General features: G+C 55.0%; 21 protein-coding genes, 1 tRNA gene and 2 pseudogenes. 9 read left to right on the plus strand and 15 right to left on the minus strand.

Annotation, left to right across the window (positions count from 1 at the left end; genetic code table 11):
• Positions 1 to 178: 178 nt before the first annotated feature.
• Positions 179 to 571, plus strand: a complete 393-nt coding sequence (locus EBB79_RS09020) for a DUF2237 family protein (protein ID WP_127748594.1) — start codon at positions 179 to 181, stop codon at positions 569 to 571.
• Positions 572 to 593: 22 nt separating this feature from the next.
• On the opposite strand, the pseudogene EBB79_RS24765 reads toward EBB79_RS09020, so the two are convergent.
• Together EBB79_RS24765 and EBB79_RS09025 are read right to left on the minus strand one after the other, a co-directional pair.
• A pseudogene (locus tag EBB79_RS24765) lies at positions 594 to 757 on the minus strand (IS5/IS1182 family transposase); the annotation flags it as partial.
• Positions 758 to 826: 69 nt separating this feature from the next.
• A complete protein-coding gene (locus EBB79_RS09025; protein ID WP_127748595.1) occupies positions 827 to 1,726 on the minus strand; it encodes a LysR family transcriptional regulator in 900 nt (299 codons plus the stop codon).
• Here EBB79_RS09025 and EBB79_RS09030 point away from each other — a divergent pair.
• The 3 genes from EBB79_RS09030 to EBB79_RS09040 all read left to right on the plus strand — a co-directional run bounded on the left by EBB79_RS09030 (position 1,716) and on the right by EBB79_RS09040 (position 4,672).
• Positions 1,716 to 2,333, plus strand: a complete 618-nt coding sequence (locus EBB79_RS09030; RefSeq protein WP_238705038.1) for a YybH family protein — start codon at positions 1,716 to 1,718, stop codon at positions 2,331 to 2,333. The genes EBB79_RS09025 and EBB79_RS09030 overlap by 11 nt on opposite strands.
• A 53-nt stretch (positions 2,334 to 2,386) precedes the next feature.
• Complete coding sequence (locus EBB79_RS09035; RefSeq protein ID WP_127748596.1) at positions 2,387 to 3,136, plus strand: VOC family protein; 750 nt, start codon at positions 2,387 to 2,389, stop codon at positions 3,134 to 3,136.
• Between the two features lie 381 nt (positions 3,137 to 3,517).
• Entirely contained in the window at positions 3,518 to 4,672 is a 1,155-nt protein-coding gene (locus EBB79_RS09040) for a hypothetical protein (protein ID WP_127748597.1), read from the plus strand.
• A 417-nt stretch (positions 4,673 to 5,089) separates the two neighbouring features.
• Here the strand turns inward: EBB79_RS09040 and EBB79_RS09045 are convergent, their stop codons facing one another.
• From EBB79_RS09045 to EBB79_RS09090, 10 genes are all read right to left on the minus strand, one after another.
• Complete coding sequence (locus tag EBB79_RS09045; protein ID WP_127748598.1) at positions 5,090 to 6,373, minus strand: hypothetical protein; 1,284 nt, start codon at positions 6,371 to 6,373, stop codon at positions 5,090 to 5,092.
• A 176-nt stretch (positions 6,374 to 6,549) separates the two neighbouring features.
• The gene (locus EBB79_RS09050) at positions 6,550 to 7,407 is read right to left on the minus strand and encodes a LysR family transcriptional regulator (protein ID WP_127748599.1); all 858 of its coding nucleotides are present in this window, start codon (positions 7,405 to 7,407) and stop codon (positions 6,550 to 6,552) included.
• Between the two features lie 467 nt (positions 7,408 to 7,874).
• Entirely contained in the window at positions 7,875 to 8,342 is a 468-nt protein-coding gene (queF, locus tag EBB79_RS09055; RefSeq protein WP_127748600.1) for a preQ(1) synthase, read from the minus strand.
• A gap of 12 nt (positions 8,343 to 8,354) precedes the next feature.
• Positions 8,355 to 9,074 carry a 7-carboxy-7-deazaguanine synthase QueE gene (gene queE / locus EBB79_RS09060; protein ID WP_127748601.1) on the minus strand — a complete coding sequence of 240 codons (720 nt, stop codon included), beginning with the start codon at positions 9,072 to 9,074 and terminating at the stop codon, positions 8,355 to 8,357.
• Complete coding sequence (locus EBB79_RS09065) at positions 9,071 to 9,427, minus strand: 6-pyruvoyl trahydropterin synthase family protein (protein WP_127748602.1); 357 nt, start codon at positions 9,425 to 9,427, stop codon at positions 9,071 to 9,073. Before EBB79_RS09065 ends, queE begins: the two co-directional genes overlap by 4 nt.
• Complete coding sequence (gene queC, locus EBB79_RS09070; RefSeq protein WP_127748603.1) at positions 9,427 to 10,119, minus strand: 7-cyano-7-deazaguanine synthase QueC; 693 nt, start codon at positions 10,117 to 10,119, stop codon at positions 9,427 to 9,429. The genes EBB79_RS09065 and queC overlap by 1 nt, the downstream gene beginning before the upstream one ends.
• A 632-nt stretch (positions 10,120 to 10,751) precedes the next feature.
• The gene (locus tag EBB79_RS09075) at positions 10,752 to 11,231 is read right to left on the minus strand and encodes a hypothetical protein (RefSeq protein WP_127748604.1); all 480 of its coding nucleotides are present in this window, start codon (positions 11,229 to 11,231) and stop codon (positions 10,752 to 10,754) included.
• Positions 11,228 to 12,937 carry a hypothetical protein gene (locus EBB79_RS09080; RefSeq protein ID WP_127748605.1) on the minus strand — a complete coding sequence of 570 codons (1,710 nt, stop codon included), beginning with the start codon at positions 12,935 to 12,937 and terminating at the stop codon, positions 11,228 to 11,230. The genes EBB79_RS09075 and EBB79_RS09080 overlap by 4 nt, the downstream gene beginning before the upstream one ends.
• The gene (locus tag EBB79_RS09085; RefSeq protein WP_127748606.1) at positions 12,937 to 13,194 is read right to left on the minus strand and encodes a spike base protein, RCAP_Rcc01079 family; all 258 of its coding nucleotides are present in this window, start codon (positions 13,192 to 13,194) and stop codon (positions 12,937 to 12,939) included. Before EBB79_RS09085 ends, EBB79_RS09080 begins: the two co-directional genes overlap by 1 nt.
• A 523-nt stretch (positions 13,195 to 13,717) precedes the next feature.
• Positions 13,718 to 14,620: a LysR family transcriptional regulator gene (locus EBB79_RS09090; protein ID WP_127748607.1), complete on the minus strand. Its 903-nt coding sequence runs from the start codon at positions 14,618 to 14,620 to the stop codon at positions 13,718 to 13,720.
• A 160-nt stretch (positions 14,621 to 14,780) separates the two neighbouring features.
• Here EBB79_RS09090 and EBB79_RS09095 point away from each other — a divergent pair, with 160 nt between their 5' ends.
• The 4 genes and pseudogenes from EBB79_RS09095 to EBB79_RS09110 all read left to right on the plus strand — a co-directional run.
• Positions 14,781 to 15,590: an HTD2 family dehydratase gene (locus tag EBB79_RS09095; protein WP_127748608.1), complete on the plus strand. Its 810-nt coding sequence runs from the start codon at positions 14,781 to 14,783 to the stop codon at positions 15,588 to 15,590.
• A complete protein-coding gene (locus EBB79_RS09100; protein ID WP_127748609.1) occupies positions 15,587 to 16,738 on the plus strand; it encodes an acyl-CoA dehydrogenase family protein in 1,152 nt (383 codons plus the stop codon). Before EBB79_RS09095 ends, EBB79_RS09100 begins: the two co-directional genes overlap by 4 nt.
• On the plus strand, positions 16,738 to 17,916 hold the full coding sequence (locus EBB79_RS09105; RefSeq protein WP_127748610.1) for a CaiB/BaiF CoA transferase family protein: 1,179 nt from the start codon (positions 16,738 to 16,740) through the stop codon (positions 17,914 to 17,916). The genes EBB79_RS09100 and EBB79_RS09105 overlap by 1 nt, the downstream gene beginning before the upstream one ends.
• Positions 17,917 to 18,014: 98 nt before the next feature.
• Positions 18,015 to 18,317: pseudogene (locus EBB79_RS09110) on the plus strand (transposase); the annotation flags it as partial.
• Positions 18,318 to 18,453: 136 nt separating this feature from the next.
• Here EBB79_RS09110 and EBB79_RS09115 read toward each other — a convergent pair.
• Complete coding sequence (locus EBB79_RS09115) at positions 18,454 to 19,359, minus strand: fatty acid desaturase (RefSeq protein WP_127748611.1); 906 nt, start codon at positions 19,357 to 19,359, stop codon at positions 18,454 to 18,456.
• A 31-nt stretch (positions 19,360 to 19,390) separates the two neighbouring features.
• Between EBB79_RS09115 and EBB79_RS09120 the strand changes: the two genes are divergently transcribed.
• Positions 19,391 to 19,615, plus strand: coding sequence for a LysR family transcriptional regulator (locus EBB79_RS09120; RefSeq protein WP_127748612.1), 225 nt, complete (start codon positions 19,391 to 19,393; stop codon positions 19,613 to 19,615).
• A gap of 173 nt (positions 19,616 to 19,788) precedes the next feature.
• On the opposite strand, the gene EBB79_RS09125 is transcribed toward EBB79_RS09120, so the two are convergent.
• Both EBB79_RS09125 and EBB79_RS09130 read right to left on the minus strand, forming a co-directional pair.
• Positions 19,789 to 19,863 (minus strand) — tRNA-Asn (locus EBB79_RS09125).
• A gap of 78 nt (positions 19,864 to 19,941) precedes the next feature.
• Complete coding sequence (locus EBB79_RS09130) at positions 19,942 to 20,856, minus strand: MBL fold metallo-hydrolase (protein ID WP_127750946.1); 915 nt, start codon at positions 20,854 to 20,856, stop codon at positions 19,942 to 19,944.
• Positions 20,857 to 20,914: the final 58 nt, after the last annotated feature.

The raw sequence follows: 20,914 nt of genomic DNA on the forward strand, positions 1-20,914 counted from the left end.
TGAGCTGGAAATTGCTGATAAACGTGTTTTTCACGAACAGCTGCAGTGGGGCCGTTCGCTGCGCTAGTGGCTGAGTGCCCCAAAGCCGGAGCGCCGGATGTGGGTAAATCCGTACATCCTTTCCATTTTCGCTGTCCTATGTGCTAATCAGAAGAATAAATGACCGAGGACACGATTGATGAGCGACAAAGAATTGACGATAGATCCCAGCCTAAATGTTTTGGGCGAAGACCTTAAACCCTGCTCCACATCTCCGGTAACAGGGTTTTTTCGCGATGGCTGCTGCAATACTGGGGCTGCCGATACGGGAAAGCACACTGTTTGCTGCATCATGACCAAAGAGTTCTTGGCCTTTTCAAAGTATATTGGAAACGACCTTTCGACGCCTCGCCCAGAATTCCATTTTGCCGGACTGAAAGAGGGAGATCGGTGGTGCCTGTGTGTGGATCGCTGGCTGCAAGCACATCAAGAAGATGCAGCGCCGCATATCGTTCTTGAAAGCACCCATAAGAACGCTCTTAGGACTGTTCCGCTGGAAGTCCTCAAAAGGAAAGCCGTGGATATCAACTGAATGTCCCGTCAGCAGTCGCTCAATCCGTAACGACACATGATCCTCGTAATCGAAGCCGTCCCAGTCCGAGGATGCGTTTGAGGTGAGCGACGAGTCTCTCGACTTCATTCGTAACTTCATCAAGATTTCGCATTGTTAGGTTCTGGCGACATCGCGGGCAACCTGGCTGGCGTCCTCTTGTTCTTTGCAGCTTCTGAATACTAAATGAAATACCTTTGACCCTCGCAAAAAGGGTCTTTGAAAATTGTGTTTGGATTAACTTGGTTGCCTATTTTTCAGAAGTCTCTCCTGAACAGCTCCGATAACTTCCATAACGGATTTCGGTGTCAGATTCTCGTATGCATGAACGGCATAGACTGGTTTTTCTTCAAGCACATGATCGGGAAAAACTTCCACTAAATCCCCGCTTTCAATCTCCTTCCGGATCGCCAGATCGGGGAGAAGTGCTACGCCTAAGCCCTCTCTGGCGAATGCCACCAGAGATTCGACCGTGTTACAGTGGAAAGTCGGTTGGAAGAATACGTTGAGAGGCTTCCTTGTCGTCCGATTTTGCAGCTTATGTTCGACCAATCTAGGCTCTCGGATGTGCGAGATATAAGGCAGCATTTGAAGGCCTGACAGCCCGTCCGTGGGTGTATCGCGCAACAAATCGGGTGAGGCGCACAGAATATCTCGCAGTGCGCCAACTTTTCTGGCTTTTAGGCTGCTATCGGCTAATGCGCCCACCGAGATGGACAGATCAATCCCGCCTGCCACCAAATCAAGACGCTGGTCATCGGCGATGACGGTCGGCCTAAGCAGCGGATATTTTTGAACAACTTGCGCCAAAGCAGGTGCGACGACTGGGGCCATCATGGCATGCGGGGCCGTGATGGTGATGGGGCCTGATGGTGTGGCGCCGAACGCCTCCATTTCAGTAGACGCTCTTTGGGAGAGAGCCAGAACCTCCTTGCAGCGCGCGTAATACCGCTCCCCCGCAGGCGTCAGGGTCAACTTGCGCGTCGTTCTATTGGCCAGCTTGACGCTCAGTTGCTCCTCCAGCCGCTTGAGGTTTTGGCTTACGGCGGATTTGGCCAGGCTCAACTCGTCGGCCGCCAAGGTGATGGAGCCTTTCTCCGCGATTGTGACAAAGGTCAACGGCAGGGTGGACAGCATAGCTACTTGTTCTCCAAAAGTGAACAGACATTACACTTTTCGTCTGTTTTTGAAACAAAGAAAAACGATCAAAGTAGCTCCATCAGCAAGCAGACGTCGCATCGAAGCGCGGCTCATCAGTTCAAAAAGGACCGCTCAGATGACGAGCCTCAAAACCACCATTCGCGCAGCAACACTTATGTCTGCGGTTTTTCTGACCAGCCTGCCTTCCAATGCGCAGGACGCCGAGGCATACTCAGCTAACGATCTGAAGGTGCAGCTTGCCGTGGCAACCGCCAGTAAAGCTTGGAAAGATGCGTTCAACGCAGGCGATGCTGCCGGCGCCGCAGCCATGTATGAAGATGATGCCATTATGGTTGTCAAACCCTTCGGTACATTTTCCGGCAGAGACGAAATACTGGCATTTTGGGCAGATATAATCGGCAAAGGCTTTGACGATGTCGTTTACGCCAACACGATCACAACTGTTCTGGACGGAGAGTCGGCACGTGTCGCCGCAGATTGGACAATGAACAAGGCGCGCGGCATCATCACCAACGAGCTTTGGGTGGTTCAACCAGATGGCCGCGCGCTCCTTAGCGAAGATCATTTCGAGATCACCCAATAGCCCGTTGGCATAACAACCTGCAAAATATCTTGCCCTGAACTTAGGACCAACCTATGCCCAAGATTGAAACACTGGATCTCCGTGTGCGCGACCCAAACACACAGGTGAAATTCTATTGTGATGTCTTGGGCATGAAAGACATAGGCGACGGGTGCGTCAGCTATGCAGATCAAGAGACGGCCCTGCGTTTTCTCAAAACCGAACGGTCTTACACGCCTCACCCCCATGATCTTTATTGGAAAATCGCACTTGCAGTCCCCGACATCGAACTGGCCTGTCGGCAATTGCAAGACAGAGGTGTGTCGGTTGGCACTCCCAGTCAATTCCGCGACGTCGGGTATTTGACAAAGATTGTTGATCCAGAAGGGCTCGTCATTGAGTTGATTGATCATTGGTTTCAGGGCAACAGACCCGACGGTCCTGTCAATCCAGATTTTCTGGGCGGTGGCGCGCACCTGAACCTTCTGACGCTGCGCACTGCGGACATCGACCCGATCAAGCGGGCCTGTGCAGAATGGGGCATGACGCCCTTGTCGGTTCAGCCCGTCACGCCCTATGGGTATACCTTGTACTTCTTTGCCTTCACTGCAGAAACCCCGCCGTCGACTGATCTGATGGCGGTTGAGAACCGGGAATGGGTATATCAAAGACCATACACCGTTCTGGAAGTGCAGCACCTGCATAGTATCGATGCGGTCGGTCTGCCTGATCCAGGCAAAGCTGGCTACGCTGGGATGACCGTGTCCGGCGTTCCCGGACTTGAGCATAATGCTGGCGGCATCATGGTCTCGTCAGGGAATTAACCCGGATCTGACAGACCGCAATAGATAGCCTCTCCCGGCAGCCGATGGCTGGCAGATGGCCACAAGCGGCATCAAAGTCAGCTCTGCCGACCTTGCAATTGTATCTGCCCATTTTCCGAAATTCGAAAGCCGCCTTGCAGTGGTTAGCAACCTCGGCAACAGCGGCACAGGGCCCCCCGCGAAGGGCCTGCTCAAACGGGGGCGATCAAAATGCGAGCAGGGGCAAATTTGCCGCCAAGACCCAAAATGTCACTCAATTTTGGCGACAGACACCCTAACTTTGGCACAATTTACGCGCGAGACTTGATTTGAGCCCGGTACAGCCACAACATGCAGGCGAAGGCATTCTACCTGAGGAATGACGGATGAAAGGGCAACGAGATGGCGACGCATACGCTTACAAGGACATTCAAGGCACCAGTGCTTTCGAGCAAAAAGGACTCTGTTCTTTTTATCGAACCCGCTGTGATCTCGTTCGACCTGGATTTCGACACCGGTTCTGACAAGGACAATATGGCTCTTCGCAAAACGCTGGACGATTCATTTGATAAACTCTGCAGGTATGCGCTGAAGTGGTTTTCTAATGATTTTTCAACATTGTTCGTTGCGATAACGCGGGCGCGAGAAAAGGCTCAGATTGCAGGTGGTTGGGGTGGACTTGGGGTGATTATTGACCCCTCGTGGAAAGTTGAAGCTGAGAAGCTGGTGAAAAAATTCAACCAAAGAATGCAGACCGCATTCAAAAGCTGGTCCAAAGCCGTGGTTGTGCGCGTTGACAAGGTGATGGAGGAGTGGAACCAGCGCAACAAGGCTTCGGCATCGGTCAAGGTCAAACGCGTCGGAGAGGTTGCGTCGTCACTGGCCGGTCTGGTGTGGGGCGGGGCAACGATTGTTGTCAATCCGACTGCGGCGGTCAGCATGCTCAGTAAGCTGAACGCATTGAAAAATCAGGTTTATGACGCCGCCACGGGGCTGGAAACCAAGCGCGCCAAGGTCGATAAGGAATTGACCATCCTGATAGAGTTCTGTGCGGTGCTTGAAAAAGAAGACGAGCAGACATGGACACAATGGGCCAAGAAGAAGGCCATGTCGGTCAGCAGCATTACGGCGAACCTCAGAACGGCAATCTCACAATATGAAATGGCGGTGATCCACCTGGCCTCCCAGGAGAAAAAACTGGGCACTGAAATCCGCAAACTCAAGGCGAACACAGATAAAGAGCAGCTTGAGTTGGATGCCGAAATTGGCCGTCTCGAAGTGCTTCACAAACAGGTTAGCGACAATGTCGTGAAGATTAGGCAGGCTCGGGACAGCCGTAAGGATCTGATCAAGAAATATAACCTGAAATCGGCCAGCGAAAAGATGCGGAAGACTTTGGGGAAATCGGTCAAGGCCGCATCCGTCGATATGTCCAAAAAGATGTCCATCCAACAGAAATTCATACAGAATGTGAGTGATGTGAATTTTGAAGTGAGTTTCGACGAACTGACCAATGGGCTCAAAGTCCGTAAACACACCATTCGGCTCAAGCTGTAATGGCAAGGGTCAAATCAGTCACCAATCGTCGCCATCCCGCATTGCATTCTTCAATATCGGTTAAGACGATACAGACGTCACAATTTGCAAATGGAATATTTGAACACGGCGAGTATTTACCGAGTGTAAGCTGCTGAATTCAGTATGACACAACGTAAGCAGCCGCAGGTAAGCGACAGGCAATATAAAGTACTCGCCGCCGCACAAAGAGACACCCTGGATATCGTCGAAGATACTTGGGCTAAGCATTCCAATTGCGCAACAGAGATCAGGCATGGATTTTGAAGACTTTGAGGAAAGCGGCTTTGGCCCTGCATTTCGTTCGTGCGATCTGAGGCTGTTGGGATCGGGGCAGGGCTATTCGATCTACTGATCTGGGCCGCTCACCCCTTTTCTTGTTTTGGCTTTCCTGACAGATCAGGCCGCCACTTCGATCTTCTCCAACTCCTTGATGATAGGCTTGCGGTTGCTTTTGATTACGCTGCGTGCAAGCGCCTGCGCAGCTTTACCGCTGGCCAGTTCCCGGGCAATCGCTTGCGCCAACTTTTCTTCAGACTCGCGTCCAGTCAGTTTCTTGAGCGCCGCCTTGACTGCTGACACCAGCAGGCCTTCGTCCTGGCTGAATATTTTCTTGGCATGTGCCTTCATCGTGCCAGCACTTGTGCGCGCCACAATCTTGACCGCTTCTTCAATCATCTTTTCCTTCCCGATGGCTGTCATCAGACTGGGTGCCTTCAAAAGTGCTCCCACCTCGTCGCGCAAAACAGCGCGCACGATCTGTGGAAACGACTTCGACAGAATTCGGCTGAACTCCTTGAAAAAGGCAGTTGCCATAGAGCCACTTAGTAATTTGCCAACCAGCGCGCCTTCGGCTCCGCCAACGACCATCTTGGCATAGAGTGTAAAGGCAATCTCTTCAAAGTTCCGCTCTTCACCGGCAACTTTGCGGCCAATTTCGTTACCTGCGCCTTTGACCAGCGCGGTGCCTGCACCGACAGCGGCGGCTATCTCAACAGCAGTGAACGTGCCGCCAACGACAGCGGATGCGCCCCCTGTAGCAAGCGCCCCGGCTACGATAAAGGCATAGTCATCGACGAACTGGACTGCCTTCACACCTTTGGTCGCCCCGTCACACATCTTGCGGCGATAGTCGTCTGACGCCTTGACGTAGGCGTCTATTGCGCTTTGCGCCTTTTTCCCCGCGGCCGTCACCTGCGAAAACTTACCACCAAGGATCTTCTTTTGCAGATCGCGCAACGCCGTTGAGGCCGCGTTCATCTCTTTGAGCGGGACGCGGGCGTTTGTCACGTTCTCGACCAATGCTGCAAAAAAGCCGGATATGGCGTTATCGTTCGCGATGCTGGCGAGGTAGAGGTATTCGTCGTCGTAGATCTTTTTCGTCTTGAACAGCGGCGTCAGCAGTTTAGCGTTCATATCCGCGATGATCTTTTTCTTGGTCGCCGGCCATTCTTTTTCGGGGACCAGATAGACTTTGCGATCCAGCTCAACTTTGTGATATTTGATCCTGCCATCCCAAAGGACAAGCACGTCGCCTTCTTCAAGCTTGTCTGCAACTTTGCGTTTCTTGCGCAGGGCCGCGTTGCCCTTAAGATTCCAGACACCGATCCAATCGGTGATCTTGTACTTGCGCATAGCAGTCTTAAAGTTTTCGCCCTTTTTCAGTTTGTACTTTAGGAACATAAATCCACTCCTGTGAATGCGGTGCGCATCGCACCCCGAGTTTGTTGATCATGAAATGAAGCTGAGGAAATAATTCAGCGGGTCTTTGAATGACCTCTAGATAGGCAACAGGCCGCAGCTGCAGAACCAGCGTCTGTGCAGGGTGCTTATGCAAATTTGCAAGAATGGCAGTAATTTTAAGGCAGAAATACTTGCTCGAATTGCTCGCGCAGGGTCGCAACCACGGCTTCGACTCGCCGGACTTTCAAAGTGTCAGGATGGACGTGTAGATGCAGGGAGCGGGTCAATTGCGACTTGGGTCCGTCAATCGCCTGCAGTGTCGTATCCTGCTCTCCCAGACACATCGGCAAAAGCCCTTTCCCAGCCCCGCTCCGCACAGAGGCAAGGATCAGCCCCGCATCTGTCACCGTCACACGTAACTTGTCCGCATCGCCCCGGTGGCGGTTCCAGTAGCGAACCGGCGCGCGGTCCGGTGCGTCTTCGTCGTAAAAGGACACCCAGTCAAGCGCATCGGGATCGCGACCCTTGAGCGCGTAAAGCGCGAAGGGCACATCACCAAGTCGCAGAGCGGTATCACCGTGCTTCGGCGGTGCCTCGAACCACAGCGACACCGTCGCGTCAGAGCGGACGGGTGACGTCGGCGCCTGTGTCAGCAGCCGTACATCCACGTTGGGATACTGTGCGAGGAAATTCGGCAGCACCCGTTCAGACAGCCGGTTGAGGATCCATGCGTTGCCAAAGATGCGCACAAGACCTGAAGGGCCACCTGGGCGTTCATCTGATGCACCTTCAACAAAGACATCAACTGCCTGTTCCACGGCCTCAGCCAGCGGCAGTAGCCTTTCGCCAGCATCGCTCGCCTGCAGCCCGGTCTTGGAGCGTTTGAACAGCACCGTATCGAGAGCGACTTCCATACCAGACAACCGGCGGCTGATCGTGGACTGGTCAACCTCGAGCATGATCGCTGCGCGCGACAACGATCCGCCGCGCGCGACGGCCAGCAAGATTTTCAGATCGTCCCAGTTGAGGGGCATGGGCGCTGTCCTTGCAAAATGCAACGCTGCCGGGCCGCATCCGCCGATCTGCGCTACGCAATTTTTTCCACTTTGCTTGCGGTTGTTTCAAGCAATTTGACAGTAGCATCGCATTTCATGTATGTCAGCGCCACAGCTCTGTTCATCCTGGCGATGACGTTCCTATCGGCCGATTGATTGATTTCCGACCGCCTTTGCCCTGAAGTTTTGTACGGATTTCATCACACGTTACATTTTTTGGTTAAATCTGGTCGAATTGCTTTGTCTGGGTGACCAAGTAAAAGCTGAACCAAGCGTAAGTTTCCTGTCTTACTGTAAAACTGTGAAACCTTGATGCGGCGCATCGTATGCGTTCCATGGGCGCTTAGGTCTAGCCCACCGAATTTGACCCACTCACAAACCAGCCGTTCAAAAAAACAAGGCGGGAACGACCGTGTTCGCTGATGCAAACACGGTCTAACATTTGATTATCCACGGCCACGATATGTTGGGACACCCTGGTCCGGTATCCAAACAGTCGAAGGCTGCTCACCAGTTTGGTAGAAAATATCAATTGGAATGCCTCCGCGTGGATACCAATAGCCGCCAACGCGAAGCCACTTGGGTTGCAACAATTCCACCAGTCGCTTGCCAATGGTAACTGTGCAATCCTCGTGAAAGGCGCCGTGATTGCGAAACGAACCAAGGAACAGTTTCAGCGATTTGCTTTCGACCAGCCAGTCACCGGGAACGAAATCTAGTACGATGTGGGCAAAATCAGGTTGCCCGGTCATAGGGCACAGCGATGTGAACTCGGGCGCAGTGAAACGCACCGCATAGTCCGTTCCAGCCTGCGGGTTCGGAACGCGTTCCAACACCGCCTCTTCTGGGGAGTTGGGCAACTCGGTTTTACCACCAAGCTGGGTCAGATTTGCATAGATGTCTTCGTTAGCCATTGTCTTGTTCCTTCAAACGCCGCGTTTGTTGCCCCAGACGAGCACATGCAGCTGTGGCAGGATGGTGGGAGTATACCAGTGATCTCCCAGAGTTTTATCGATCAACCACTCATAGCGGTGCATGATGCCGTCCATGTCGATCTCGGCATCCTCGGCCTCGGGCGGCGGTGGAGTATGGTTGCCGGGTTGCAGGTACAGTGGCAGGTCGGGGTAGCGGGCAGCGACGTTGCGCGCCCAGTCATAGTCAGCCTCGTCAAAGATCACGATTTTCATCACCGTTTCAGCCTGCTTGGCCTGGTTGATACAATCGTCGAACTTGGCCCAATCCACTGTTTCCCCTGAGGATGGGGGCTTGGGGCTTAGGATCAACGTGGACAGATCACTGAACCAGCTTTGTGCAACTGAACCCTGGGTTTCCATGACAAAACGATATCCTTTGGCATGGCCTAGGGCGATCAGGGGCGAGAAGTCCTGAATGGCCGGATTGCCGCCGGATAGGGAAACGGCTAGGGGCACGCCCCCAGACAGATGCTCGACCTCAGCAAAGATGTCCGCCGCGCTCATCATTTTCCAGTCGTGGCGGAATTTGCTGTCCACCGCATGCAGGCTGTCACACCACGAGCAGCGATAGTCACATCCACCCGCCCGCACAAAGACGGTAGGAACCCCGATCACGGCGCCTTCACCCTGTATGGTTGGGCCAAAAATCTCAGCGATACGTAAGCGGTTCATGGTCGATACTCAGCCCAGGTTTTGGGGGTCTCGCTGATCCGCACGGCGCTGGTTTGGGGCCAGCGCGCCTGACAGAATTCATAGATTTTCTTGGCCAGAAATTCCGAGGTGACCATATCGTGATCGAAGGCCTCGTTCAGATGGCGGTGATCCAATTCATCGTCGATCCAGGACTTGAGCGGCGTTAGCTCGCGATAATCGAGGACAAAGCCATTCTGGTCCAACTCATTAGCGGCCAACTCTACTTCAGCGATGTAATTGTGCCCATGCATGCGGGAACAGGGGTGATCGCTGGGCAGGGCGCAAAGCTGGTGACTGGCGGAAAAGTGGAACTCTTTGGTGATCCGATACATCAGGCGTTCTCCAGTACAGATTTCCAATAGTCGGGATCTGCATATACGGTGGGATCTGTGACCCCAGCCAGATGGAAGGCCTCGCGCCGTTCCACGCAGGTGCCGCAACGTCCACAGTGTTGTTCGCCACCTTTGTAGCAGGACCAAGTATCTGCAAACGGGGTGTCGTGCTTGGCACCTTCGGTTACGATGGCCGACTTGGGAACATGCACAAATGGCGTATAAAGTTTCACATCAGCATAACCATCCAGCGCTTTGGCCTGCATGGCTTCAAACGCTTCGGTGAAGTCGGGGCGGCAATCGGGATAGATAAAGTGATCTCCTCCGTGCACCGCAGTGGCAACTGCATCAGCCTGTTTGGCCGCAGCCACGCCAAAGGCAATGGCCAGCATGATGGCATTGCGGTTGGGAACCACCGTGACCTTCATGGTTTCTTCGGCATAGTGCCCATCTGGCACGTCGACATCATCTGTTAGGGCGGAGCCGGACAGATGGGCGCCGATATGGCGCATGTCGATCAGGTCAAAGGGGACACCAAGCCGTTTAGCACAGCGTGCGGCAAAGTCGGTTTCTTTGCTGTGGCGTTGGCCATAATCAAAGGAAATCAGGCCTATCAATTCGTGTTCTGCCGCAACTTTGTGCGCCAGAGAAACCGAATCGAGTCCGCCTGAGCAGATAACGATTGTCTTCATTTTCAGGTCCATGTTTTGTTTGCCGGGTTGGCTACGACCGGCGCTCACATTGTGTGAACGCCGCGTGTCTAGCAGAAACATTTGGCAAGGTAAAACGAACTGTTTGTCGGGTGACTGAATTGTTCAAACGTCCGATCTTTGGTGCCTGCTCTGCAAACATCATCAGTGCGGGGGCGGATGGGGAAGGTGTCTCAGCGCACTTGCTCTTGTCGCGAAGACCCGAAAACCACCCGGTTTAACTGCGTGTCTGTTGTGGCGAGACGACGGAGAAGACGTAAGTAGCGGGCTGGCCTTGGCCATTCGACTCAACCCGCTCCTGCGGCAGTAATGCGTGGAGAACGGACTGTGCAAAGTCGGGATCACTATATGCTGAGCTGGGTACGGTCGGCCCTTTTTTGACTCTAATTGACGTTGCAACGAATGACCGCTTCACCCACAAGCGGACTTTTTTGTTGCTACAAGAGCGGGATTTGCATCTTTCCTTGCGATGACCTTCATGGGTCGACCTTCAGAACAATTTTGACACGGCTGCCGGCTGAAAAATTCGCTGTAACCCAGTGACAAATTGAGCCGCAAACGAATGAATGGGCAATACGACCAAATGCCCAACTAATCCCCAACCAGCACCGCGCTTAGGCGATGCCCTTTTGCCGGGTATCCACCTCGGACAGGTCGACTAACGACACATCGGACACTGCAACGCCGGGCACTTTGTCATTGATGATGCTATCGGTGCCGATGCCGGTCCAGTCCAGCAATAACAGCTCCCAGAGATGCCAGCCGCTGGCGTCTTTCTTGCGGATCAGCGGTTCACCGATGCGCAGGTTGCAATTGTAGCGTGGGTCCAGCAGGGCGGGGGTTATCACCGCGCCGTCCATGTCGGTGACGGCGGGTGTCAGTACCACAGTCACGTCAAAGAAATTGGCCCCTCGGACAGCTTCAGGTGTTGCGGTTTCTGGATGGATCACCATCAGGTTTTTAGCCAGCGCCACGGCCTCTAGTACGGCCCGGCTGGGCGCATGCAGGGCGAAATCGACGCAGAGCACTTCGTCTGTATCAGGTTCGGTGGTCACATCCGCATAGACCTCGATGCCGTTGATGGAATAGCTCATTTGCTCAACCCCTCGATCAGTCTATCGCCGGAGGCGCCAAGGATCAGGCCGAACCGGGCCAGAGTGACGATGCCGGTAGGTGCAAACTGGATGGGACTGCCAGCCAAATCGGGCAGATTCGGGGTCAAAACGGCGACCCGCAGCGTGCCGTCATGAGACAGGTTCACCCCAGCGTTGCTGTGGTAAGCCGCCCAGGAAAATGGGACATTTGCCCCCGGCAGAGACTGAGCATCAGCTTGCTGGACGGCGGTTTGAACGTCATTCGTTTTCTGCACCGCATAGAACTTACCAGAGGCGCTTCCGCTGGTGCTCAACCGCCATTCGATGAAATTGCTGCCGCTTTCTGTCCAGGATAGCGGCACCACAGTCGAGAAGGCATCCTCGTCCACATAGGTCATCGATCCCGCCATAAAGAGGGTCAGGTCCTGGATCTCTGCGCTATCTAGTATGCGCGTCGGCATGGCGACTTTGCGCAACCGGATATTGGTAAAGGTGGCGGTCAGCGCCGCGTCACAATGCAGCGCAAAACTATCGTCAACAGTATCGGCAACGGCCAGCAAAGCATAAGACCCATTGTCGCCCGGCGTGGTCACTGCTTGGTTGGTGCCAATATCGCCCAGCCTGAGGGCGACAAATCCAGCATCGTCCGAGTCTGTGATGTCATATTCAACCAGATAGGTTGCCCCGGCTTCAACACCCTGGCCGGTCTGTTTGGCGTTGCTGGTGCTGCCCGCCGCGTGGGTTAGATCGCCTGCCGTGTCGGTCCAGTTGCTGCCCAGGGTCCAGGCGCCGTCCTGTACCAGGTTCGGCGCGCGGTTGTGTCTTACCAACAGTTTAGCGAGGGTCAGGGGTGAGAGTTCCAGACTGTCCCTGGCGCGCGCCAGCGGGGTGCCCGTGGTCTTGATATAGCTCGACCCACCGGGGATATGGCCCGGTTCGGACATCACAGCCGTGACCACCTGGGTGCCGGTATGGGCGCCGCCGTCACTGCCACTCATGTCAAAATAGCTGGGAAAAATCTCAAGCGAGGTGGCGGTAAAAGTGGTGCTGTCATAGGCATACCAGGCAATCCAGTGGTCGCCCTGATCCACCACACCCTCGGCGATTTTGCCATCCGCATCCCATTTCGAGGTGACAACTCCGGTTTGCGCATTGAACGACATCCCGGCATATTTGGAGCCGCCGTCATTCCAGGTGGTGCGACAGGCAAACAACGCGGTCGGGGCTACGGCCTTGCGCACCTTGACGCTGACGGTGTTTATCCCGGTGACCGGGTTCATTGGGACCGCTATGTTTCGGTAAGTGACGGCGTCACTGTCGACGATCTCCCAGGCGGGCAACCCGGCGATTGTCCCTGATGCGGTCAGGCTGCTGAGCGCTGAAGTATCCCAGTTCGACAGGTCCTCGGACCAGTTGATATCATTCTGTCCCGCCGGTTCCTGCAGCAGCCCCACAGGCATCCACTGACCCAGCCCGGCGTCATAGGCATGATGGCCGCTGCGCGGTTCATTGATGGCTGCCGTCATCACATGACCCAGCGCATTGACATAGGTCCGGTTTCCCGCTGCGGCAAAGTCGAACAGATCCAGCAGGCCAGGCCCCGGGGCACCACGATAGCGATCGCGGATGAAATCCGCCAAGATCTGGGCCTCAGGGCGGATGGTTTGCCCGCCCTGCGTCAGGCCAAGTCCCAGCCCGATCCTCATTACACCCACCCGTAAACGGTTGCCGTGGTGCCGGTTGCCTCGACACCAATGCCCGAGAAGTTCAGCTGCTGGCCAGCAACAACCGTATAGGCCAGCACGGTGTCATTGCTGTCGCGCAGCATCACAATGCCATCCATTTCCACGTACAACACTCGCGGTCTTTCGGGCAGATCCACGCCATCGGCAGGGACAATGAGAAAATGTTCCGTCGCCGGGCTGGTTAAGTCCCGGAGGTGCGTCTTAAATCTGTCCAACATCTGAGGATCTCCTGTTGTTGGTGAAAGGGAGGAATTGAGGGGCAGGGGGCGTCACGGGACCCGTTTTGCACAGCCATTTTGGACGCCTGTCATGCATTTGACCGTGACAAGCCGCATTGTCTTAGTCACCTTGGTCAGCCGACCCCCATTTGCCTTGAATATTTCGCGCACAGATTTTCCTTCTTCGACATTTGGATTCCGGAGTAATGTTGCTTGCGAATGATCGTTGCCGTCATAATATCCGAAGTCACCGATACCTGTTTTTGCGAACCAAGCCAGCGCCCCTCTGTCAGTCTGGACCCGCGGGCCTGAACGATTGCCTGCAGGGGCCTTACCCATCGGCCACCCAGCGCACCGGCACTTCGAATGACATGCTTTTCGGCGATTATTGTTAAGAAAGAGAGCCCTGACCGTTCTCAGCTAAGGCAACGGCTTGTCTGTTCGGTGGGCATTTGGACGGGCCAATGCCTATTCAGATGCGGATTTCGGACTTGGCGAGGCTTACACCGCCGATCTCAGTGCGCTATTTGCGCCCCCCGGCTGCGTTCTGAACCAATTCGTCGACGAGGGCACGTCCTGCGCCCGGTAATGCTGCCAGGGACCGGACCAGCACATAGCGTTCTCGCAGGGCCCAGCTGTCGTCGATGCTAACCAGTGCGATCCGCATTGTTTTGGTGTGTCTGCGGGCGGCGGATTCCGGTATGATGCCAATGCCGACCCCGGCCTCTATCATCCGACACATCGCCTCGAAACTCCGCAGTTTGACGCGCAGGGCCCGGTCATAACCATTCTTCTCCATCAACCCCCGCAGGAAAGCCAAAAGCGTGCTGCCGTCGTGCAAGCCTATATGCTCAAATGCTAAAGTGTCAGCAAAGCCCACGGATTTTCGCTCGGCCAAGGCATGTTTTTCTGGAACGGCCAGCAGTAAACGATCGGTTGAGAACCGGATCGCCTCTAGTCCGGTCTGATCGACATCGCCGGACACAATGCCCAAATCCGCAGTGCCGTCGCGGATTGCGCGGACAATGTCTTGTGTCAGTCTTTCCTGAATATCGATGGTGACCCCAGGCCGGGAGGCCAGAAATTTAGCCAGCACCTCGGGCATGAATTCAGTGATGGCGGTGGTATTGGCAAAGATGCGGACATGGCCGGACGTGTCACTATCGGATCCGGTAAAATCGTCGCGCAAATAGTCGATCTGGCGAAGTATGATCCGGGCATGGCGCAAAAATGTCTCGCCCGATTGGGTCAGGCTGACACCTTTGTTGCCGCGATACAGCAATTGGGCCTCAAGACCGGCCTCAAGCGCGCGGATGCGGGCACTGGCTGCAGGGGCAGACAGGAAGGTCTGGGCCGCGCCCTGCGTCAGGTTTCCAGCCTCGGCGATGTGGACAAAGAGTCGAAGGTCGGTGAAGTCGAAATGCATATGGGTCCCTTGCGTTCAGCTATGGTGAACGTAGCCTTAGATGATGGTGAATTTCCAGAACGCAAAAAGATCGCCATACTAAATCAACGTCTATGGGGGGATTGGAAACGTGGCGATTGAGTTGAAGCACCTAGGCGATTGGATCGGGCGCAGCCAAACAATGAGCGAGACCATCGCGGCTTTTCCGTCGACCGCGCTGGCAGCGACACTGGATCGTGACGATCCCGCCTATACAGATGGAACCGCCTTGCCACCGCTGTGGCACTGGCTGCATTTTCTATCGATCCACAAGCTCGAGGATTCGGGGTATGATGGTCACGCCGCGCTGGGTGGGTTTTTGCCACCGGTGCCACTGCCACGTCGGATGTGGGCCGGAAGCCGCCTGAAGTGGTTGGCGCCTATGCGGATTGGACGTGCCTTGCGCAAGGTTTCGACCGTTGTCTCGGTGGATCACAAGGCAGGGCGCAGTGGTAATTTGGTCTTTGTGAAGGTCCGTCATCAGTTGTTTGACGGCGATGTGCTGGGCATAGAGGAAGAGCATGACATCGTTTACCGTGCCAAGCCCGAGCCAGGTTCAGCCGCGCCTGCGCCATCGCAAGCCCCTGACTATAGTGTCTTTTCAAGAACCATTTCACCAGACCCTGTACTGCTGTTTCGTTATTCTGCCCTGACCTTTAACGGCCATCGCATTCATTATGATAAGCCATTCTGCACCAGTTCCGATGGCTATCCCGGCCTTGTTGTGCACGGCCCGCTTTTGGCGACACTAATGCTGGATCTGTTGCGGCGCGAAAGGCCTCAGGCCGTCGTCACAGCATTTGATTTTCGCGCGTTAGCACCGGTGTTTGATACCCATGACTTTTCCGTCCACGGTCAGCCCGGCGACAATGGCACCGTAAAACTTTGGGTCCGCCGCCATGACGGTGCGCTGGCAATGACCGCAACTGCCTCCGTAAAGGATACTATATGACCGACCCTCATCAGGACCTGCGCGATGCCTTGCGTGCTTTGTGTGCAGAATTTCCGCCGGAATACCATCGCAAGGTGGATGAGGACAAAGCCTATCCAGAGGGTTTTGTGGACAAGCTGACCTCTGAGGGATGGATGGCGGCGCTGATCCCCGAGGAATATGGCGGTTCAGGGTTGGGACTGGTTGAGGCCTCGATCATCATGGAAGAGATCAACCGGTCGGGTGGCAATGCCGGTGCCTGTCACGGTCAGATGTACAATATGAACACCCTGCTGCGGCACGGATCACAGGCCCAGAAACAGCGGTACCTGCCTAAAATTGCCAGTGGTGAACTGCGTTTGCAGTCGATGGCGGTGACCGAGCCGACGACGGGGACTGACACCACCAAGATCAAGACCACCGCCGTAAAGAAGGGCGACACATATGTCATCAACGGCCAGAAGGTCTGGATCAGCCGGGTGCAGCACTCGGACCTGATGATCCTGTTGGCCCGCACCACGCCGCTACCCGAAGTCACACGCAAATCCGAGGGGATGTCGATCTTTGTGGTCGATATCAAGGCGGCGATTGGCAACGGCATGGAGGTCAAGCCGATCTCAAATATGGTCAACCACGAAACCAACGAGCTGTTCTTTGACAACCTTGAGATCCCGGTCGAAAATCTGATCGGCGAAGAGGGGCAGGGGTTTCGCTACATTCTGGACGGGTTGAACGCCGAGCGCACCTTGATTGCGGCGGAATGCATCGGAGACGGGTTCTGGTTTCTCGACAAGGTCACCGCCTATGCCAAGGAACGCACGGTGTTTGGCCGACCTATTGGCCAGAACCAGGGGGTACAGTTTCCCATCGCAGAGGCCAAAATTGAACTGGAGGCCGCCAACCTGATGCGCTGGGAGGCCTGTCGGCTGTTCGATGCCCATGAACCCTGTGGCGAGCAGGCCAATATGGCCAAATACCTTGCGGCCAAGGCCAGTTGGGAAGCGGCAAATGCCTGTTTGCAATTCCACGGTGGGTTCGGATTTGCGACGGAATACGATGTGGAACGCAAGTTCCGCGAAACACGCCTGTATCAGGTGGCGCCGATTTCCACCAACCTGATCCTGTCTTATGTGGCCGAGCACGTGCTTGGCCTGCCGAGGTCATTTTAATGCGGCCTCTGGATGGTATCACGGTTGTGTCGCTGGAACATGCGATTGCGGCGCCCTTTGCGACCCGTCAGCTGGCCGACCTCGGCGCGCGGGTAATCAAGGTGGAACGCCCCGCGGTTGGCGATTTCGCCCGCTCGTATGACAGTCGTGTCAATGGGTTGGCTTCGCATTTTGTTTGGACCAACCGATCCAAGGAAAGCCTGACACTGGATTTGAAACATCCCGAAGCCGGTGCAATTCTGCGCAAGCTTTTACGAGATGCAGATGTCCTGGTTCAAAACCTGGCACCGGGTGCTGCGGCGCGCTTGGGCCTGTCACGTGACGCGCTAAAGGCGGATAATCCCGGACTGATCGTCTGCAACATCTCAGGCTACGGCGAAGACGGACCGGATAAGGACCGCAAGGCCTATGATCTTTTGATCCAGGCCGAGGCGGGCTTTTTGTCGGTGACAGGCGATGACCAGACACCATCCAAGGCGGGTATTTCCATCGCAGATATTGCCGCAGGCATGTATGCCTATACCAATATTCTTGCGGCAGTGATCCAGCGCGGCAAGACCGGCGAGGGGGCCTCAATCGACGTGTCGATGCTGGAGGCAATGGCCGAATGGATGAGCTTTCCAATGTACTATGCCTATGACGGGGCGCCACCGCCGGCCCGCAATGGCGGCAGCCACGCGACGATCTATCCCTATGGCCCCTTTGCGGCGGGAGATGGTGCGGTGGTGATGCTGGGGCTTCAAAATGAACGTGAGTGGCATGCATTTTGCGAAACCGTACTGATGGACACCGGGCTTGCCAGTGACCCACGCTTTTCCTCCAATGCACGGCGTGCAGAGAACAAAGAGGAGCTGCGTGCCCTTATCCTGTCGGTCTTTGCGAAGATGAATGGTGAGAAGGTGATTGAAAGGTTGGATGCTGCCGGGATCGCCAATGCGCGCATGAATGATATGGCGGGCCTATGGGCGCATCCACAGCTTGAGGCGCGCAACCGCTGGAGCGAAGTTGCCAGTGCAGCCGGGCCGATCCCCACACTTTTGCCGCCAGGTCGCAGTGATGCCTTTGCACCGCGTCTGGACCCGGTGCCACAACTGGGCGAACACAGCCGGGCCATCCTGGCCGAACTGGACGTGGAACCAGATGTGATTGCAATGCTAGAACAGGATGGTGGGATATGACCGTCTTTGGCTCGGGACCCGTTAATTCACTTGAGGTGGTGATGCCGTCCTGATTCAAATTCCCTAATTGTGGGGCGACTGAGCGCAATTTTTACGGGCTGAGCGAAGATCAATTGGCGCGGCTTTGACCCTGTTTTCCGCAGAGCCATGGCGTGTCACGCGGAGTTAGCCGCTGCGTTCTTAGCGCTATTTTCTTTATAAACAACAATTGTTTACGCTGGTGTGATGCCCCATGGGAATATGATCCACATAAGACACTCTATAACTGCTGGAAACGGTGGAGCGACACGGTGGTACTTGCGCGGATCATGATGGGACCGGCAGCAGATGCCCCCGACAACATGATGATCCCGATTGATGCAAACTGCCTCAAAGCACACCAAACAGCCTCGGGCCTACGGGCATAAAAGCGGCGCGTGACTACTGACTAAGACAGCTGCCCAAAGGTTTTCCTGTCCGTCATCACTCTCGCGGCAACTGTCATTTTCTGGCGGTGAGTTCTGGGGCTAAGCTGTCAGGCCGTCTACACCGTTCAGTTTACGATTTTGATGACTTCACAGACTCCAAGATGTAGTCCTTGTTGAAAGCTGTGTAACTGCTCGCGGTGACTGAAAGATGTGGCTCAATAAGGCGGTGCAGGTCAGGCAGCCTGTGGAATGGCACGGACGGATAGCTGTGGTGTTCCGTATGGTAGGGCATGTTCCAGGCGATTGCCCGCACCAGCCTGTTTGTAAACGTGGTCCGGGTGTTTTTAAACATATCAACAACGGCAGGGCAGCGCCCGTGTTCTGCCAGTAAATAGAGACGCAAAAATGGCTGGCCAAGCAGCATCGGTAACAGCCAAACAAAAAACAGAACCGGTGTGGATTGCCAAACGCTTACCGAGAATAAAATGGCATATCCAAGCAGATATACACGCGCTTCTTTTGTAATCTGGTTCACCCGCGCCTTGGGTACATAGGCATACTGTTGTTGCCCCAGTGCGTTTCGCAACAGTGTTTTTATGTGGCTGATCCAGACGGGAATACCTGAGATGTGGGATATATACTGAGCCCAAGTGGTCGGCTTTGGCGCTTCGAGTTCGGGGTCCTTGCCGGGTATTTGGGTGAAACGATGGTGTGCAAAGTGGAAGTACCGAAACCATGTTGCAGGGAGCAACAATAGGAACCCACATACATGCCCGACCACATCATTGATCCAGCCACTCCTGAAGGGTGTTTTGTGGCTGGTTTCATGCAAAAGGGTGAACAAAAAGACCAATAAAACACCCTGGACGATCAGAACCAACTGCCAGACGGGAGCAGACTGAACAATTAGGCTGCTGCAAAGGACGATTGCGCCCCAGTGTCCCACCAAATGCATTATGCCCTTGACGTCGCTGCGCGCCGTCAGGGTCTCACGTTGGGTCGGGCTAAGGGTAGAAAGAAATGTTTTGTGATCCATTGACGACTGTACCTCCTGATTTGGCAGATACATGAAATCGTTTCATTTCCATACCGATTATCATGGAGATATTGAAAATCCGACCGTCCTAATAGTGATGGAAATAGCCCGTTCTGTGTGCGCGCTGCAAACGTTCAAGGCAGCCGCCCGTCACGAAAGTCTGGCACTGGCAACAGATGAACTGGATCTATCTTCTGCCGTCATCAGCCAATTGATACGAGGCCTGAAGACAAGATTGGGCGACAGCTTTGATTAGGATTATCGACAGGGCCGCGTCGAGATCCAGGATGGACTGGGTGAACTGAGGCCTAGGCTCCGCCTCCCACAGGTGGTGTGTGTCATCGGATGTGTCAGAAAAAGTGGCCAGAAAGCGACAAACGCCCCAGAATGGAGTGCTTTTCGTCTGTTACCAATAACATGCAGGGAAATTGGCTCCGGCGGTAGGGATCGAACCTACGACCAATTGATTAACAGTCAACTGCTCTACCGCTGAGCTACGCCGGAACGGTCCGTGTGATATAGCGCCGAGGTTCTGGACCGTCTAGTGAAGAAATGAGAAATTTCGAAATTATTTTGCGCTCTCTACGGGAGGCGTCGAAACGCGACATCGGCAGTTAGTTTTCCGATGGGTGCAACCTGAAACTTCCCAAATAGATCAATGAGATGTGCAAGAATGTTGCGTTCGGCGGCGGGCAGCAGTGACTGGGGTGTTGTGGTGTATATCCGTTGTGCCAGTTGATGCGCTGTGGCCGGGGACTGCGCCAGTTCTTCTAGGATGGCTTGCTCGCGGGAGGTTCGGTGGGCAATCAGCCAATCAAGCCGCGCCGAGGGATCGGTGACCGGTGCGCCGTGGCCGGGATGAAACACCCGCCATTGTCTGGCGCGCAGGCGGTGGCACGACGTCATAAAGTCCGTCAGATCGCCGTCAGGCGGAGACACCAGCGAGCTGGCCCAACCCATGACGTGGTCTGCGGTAAAACAGGCATCACCCCAGGCCAATGCGATGTGATTGCCCAAGTGACCGGGGGTGTGAATAACTTCTAGCGTCCAGCCGTCGCCAGTGATCATTTCGCCGTCTTCGACGATGATGTCCGGCCTGAACGCGGTGTCTATGCCTTCACCACCGCCCACCAGCCCCGTCGCGGTAAGCTCCGCCATGATGGTACTGCGCCCGGCTGTTGCGTTTCCGAAAGCGTAGATCGGTGCGCCTGTGCGCTGGCTCAGCTCGGCGGCCAATGGGGAATGGTCGAGGTGACTGTGTGTAACAATGATATGTGAAATAATTTGGCCAGAACCAACGGCCGCCAGAATTGCATCAAGATGCGCTGGCAGGGCAGGGCCAGGATCGATCACGGCCAGGGATGTTTCGCCAATCAAATAGGTGTTGGTGCCACGATAGGTCATCGGCGAGGGGTTTGGCGCCACAATACGCCGCAGCCCCGGCTCCAGCTCAAACGCGACTCCGGCGACCGGGTTGAAATCATCAGGAGCCTGCATCATTGTGCCTCAATCTATAGGTATTCATTCAATCGCCTGCCGGTGTCTGTGCTTCACA

It is taken from the genome of Parasedimentitalea marina (assembly GCF_004006175.1).
Lineage (GTDB): Bacteria > Pseudomonadota > Alphaproteobacteria > Rhodobacterales > Rhodobacteraceae > Parasedimentitalea > Parasedimentitalea marina.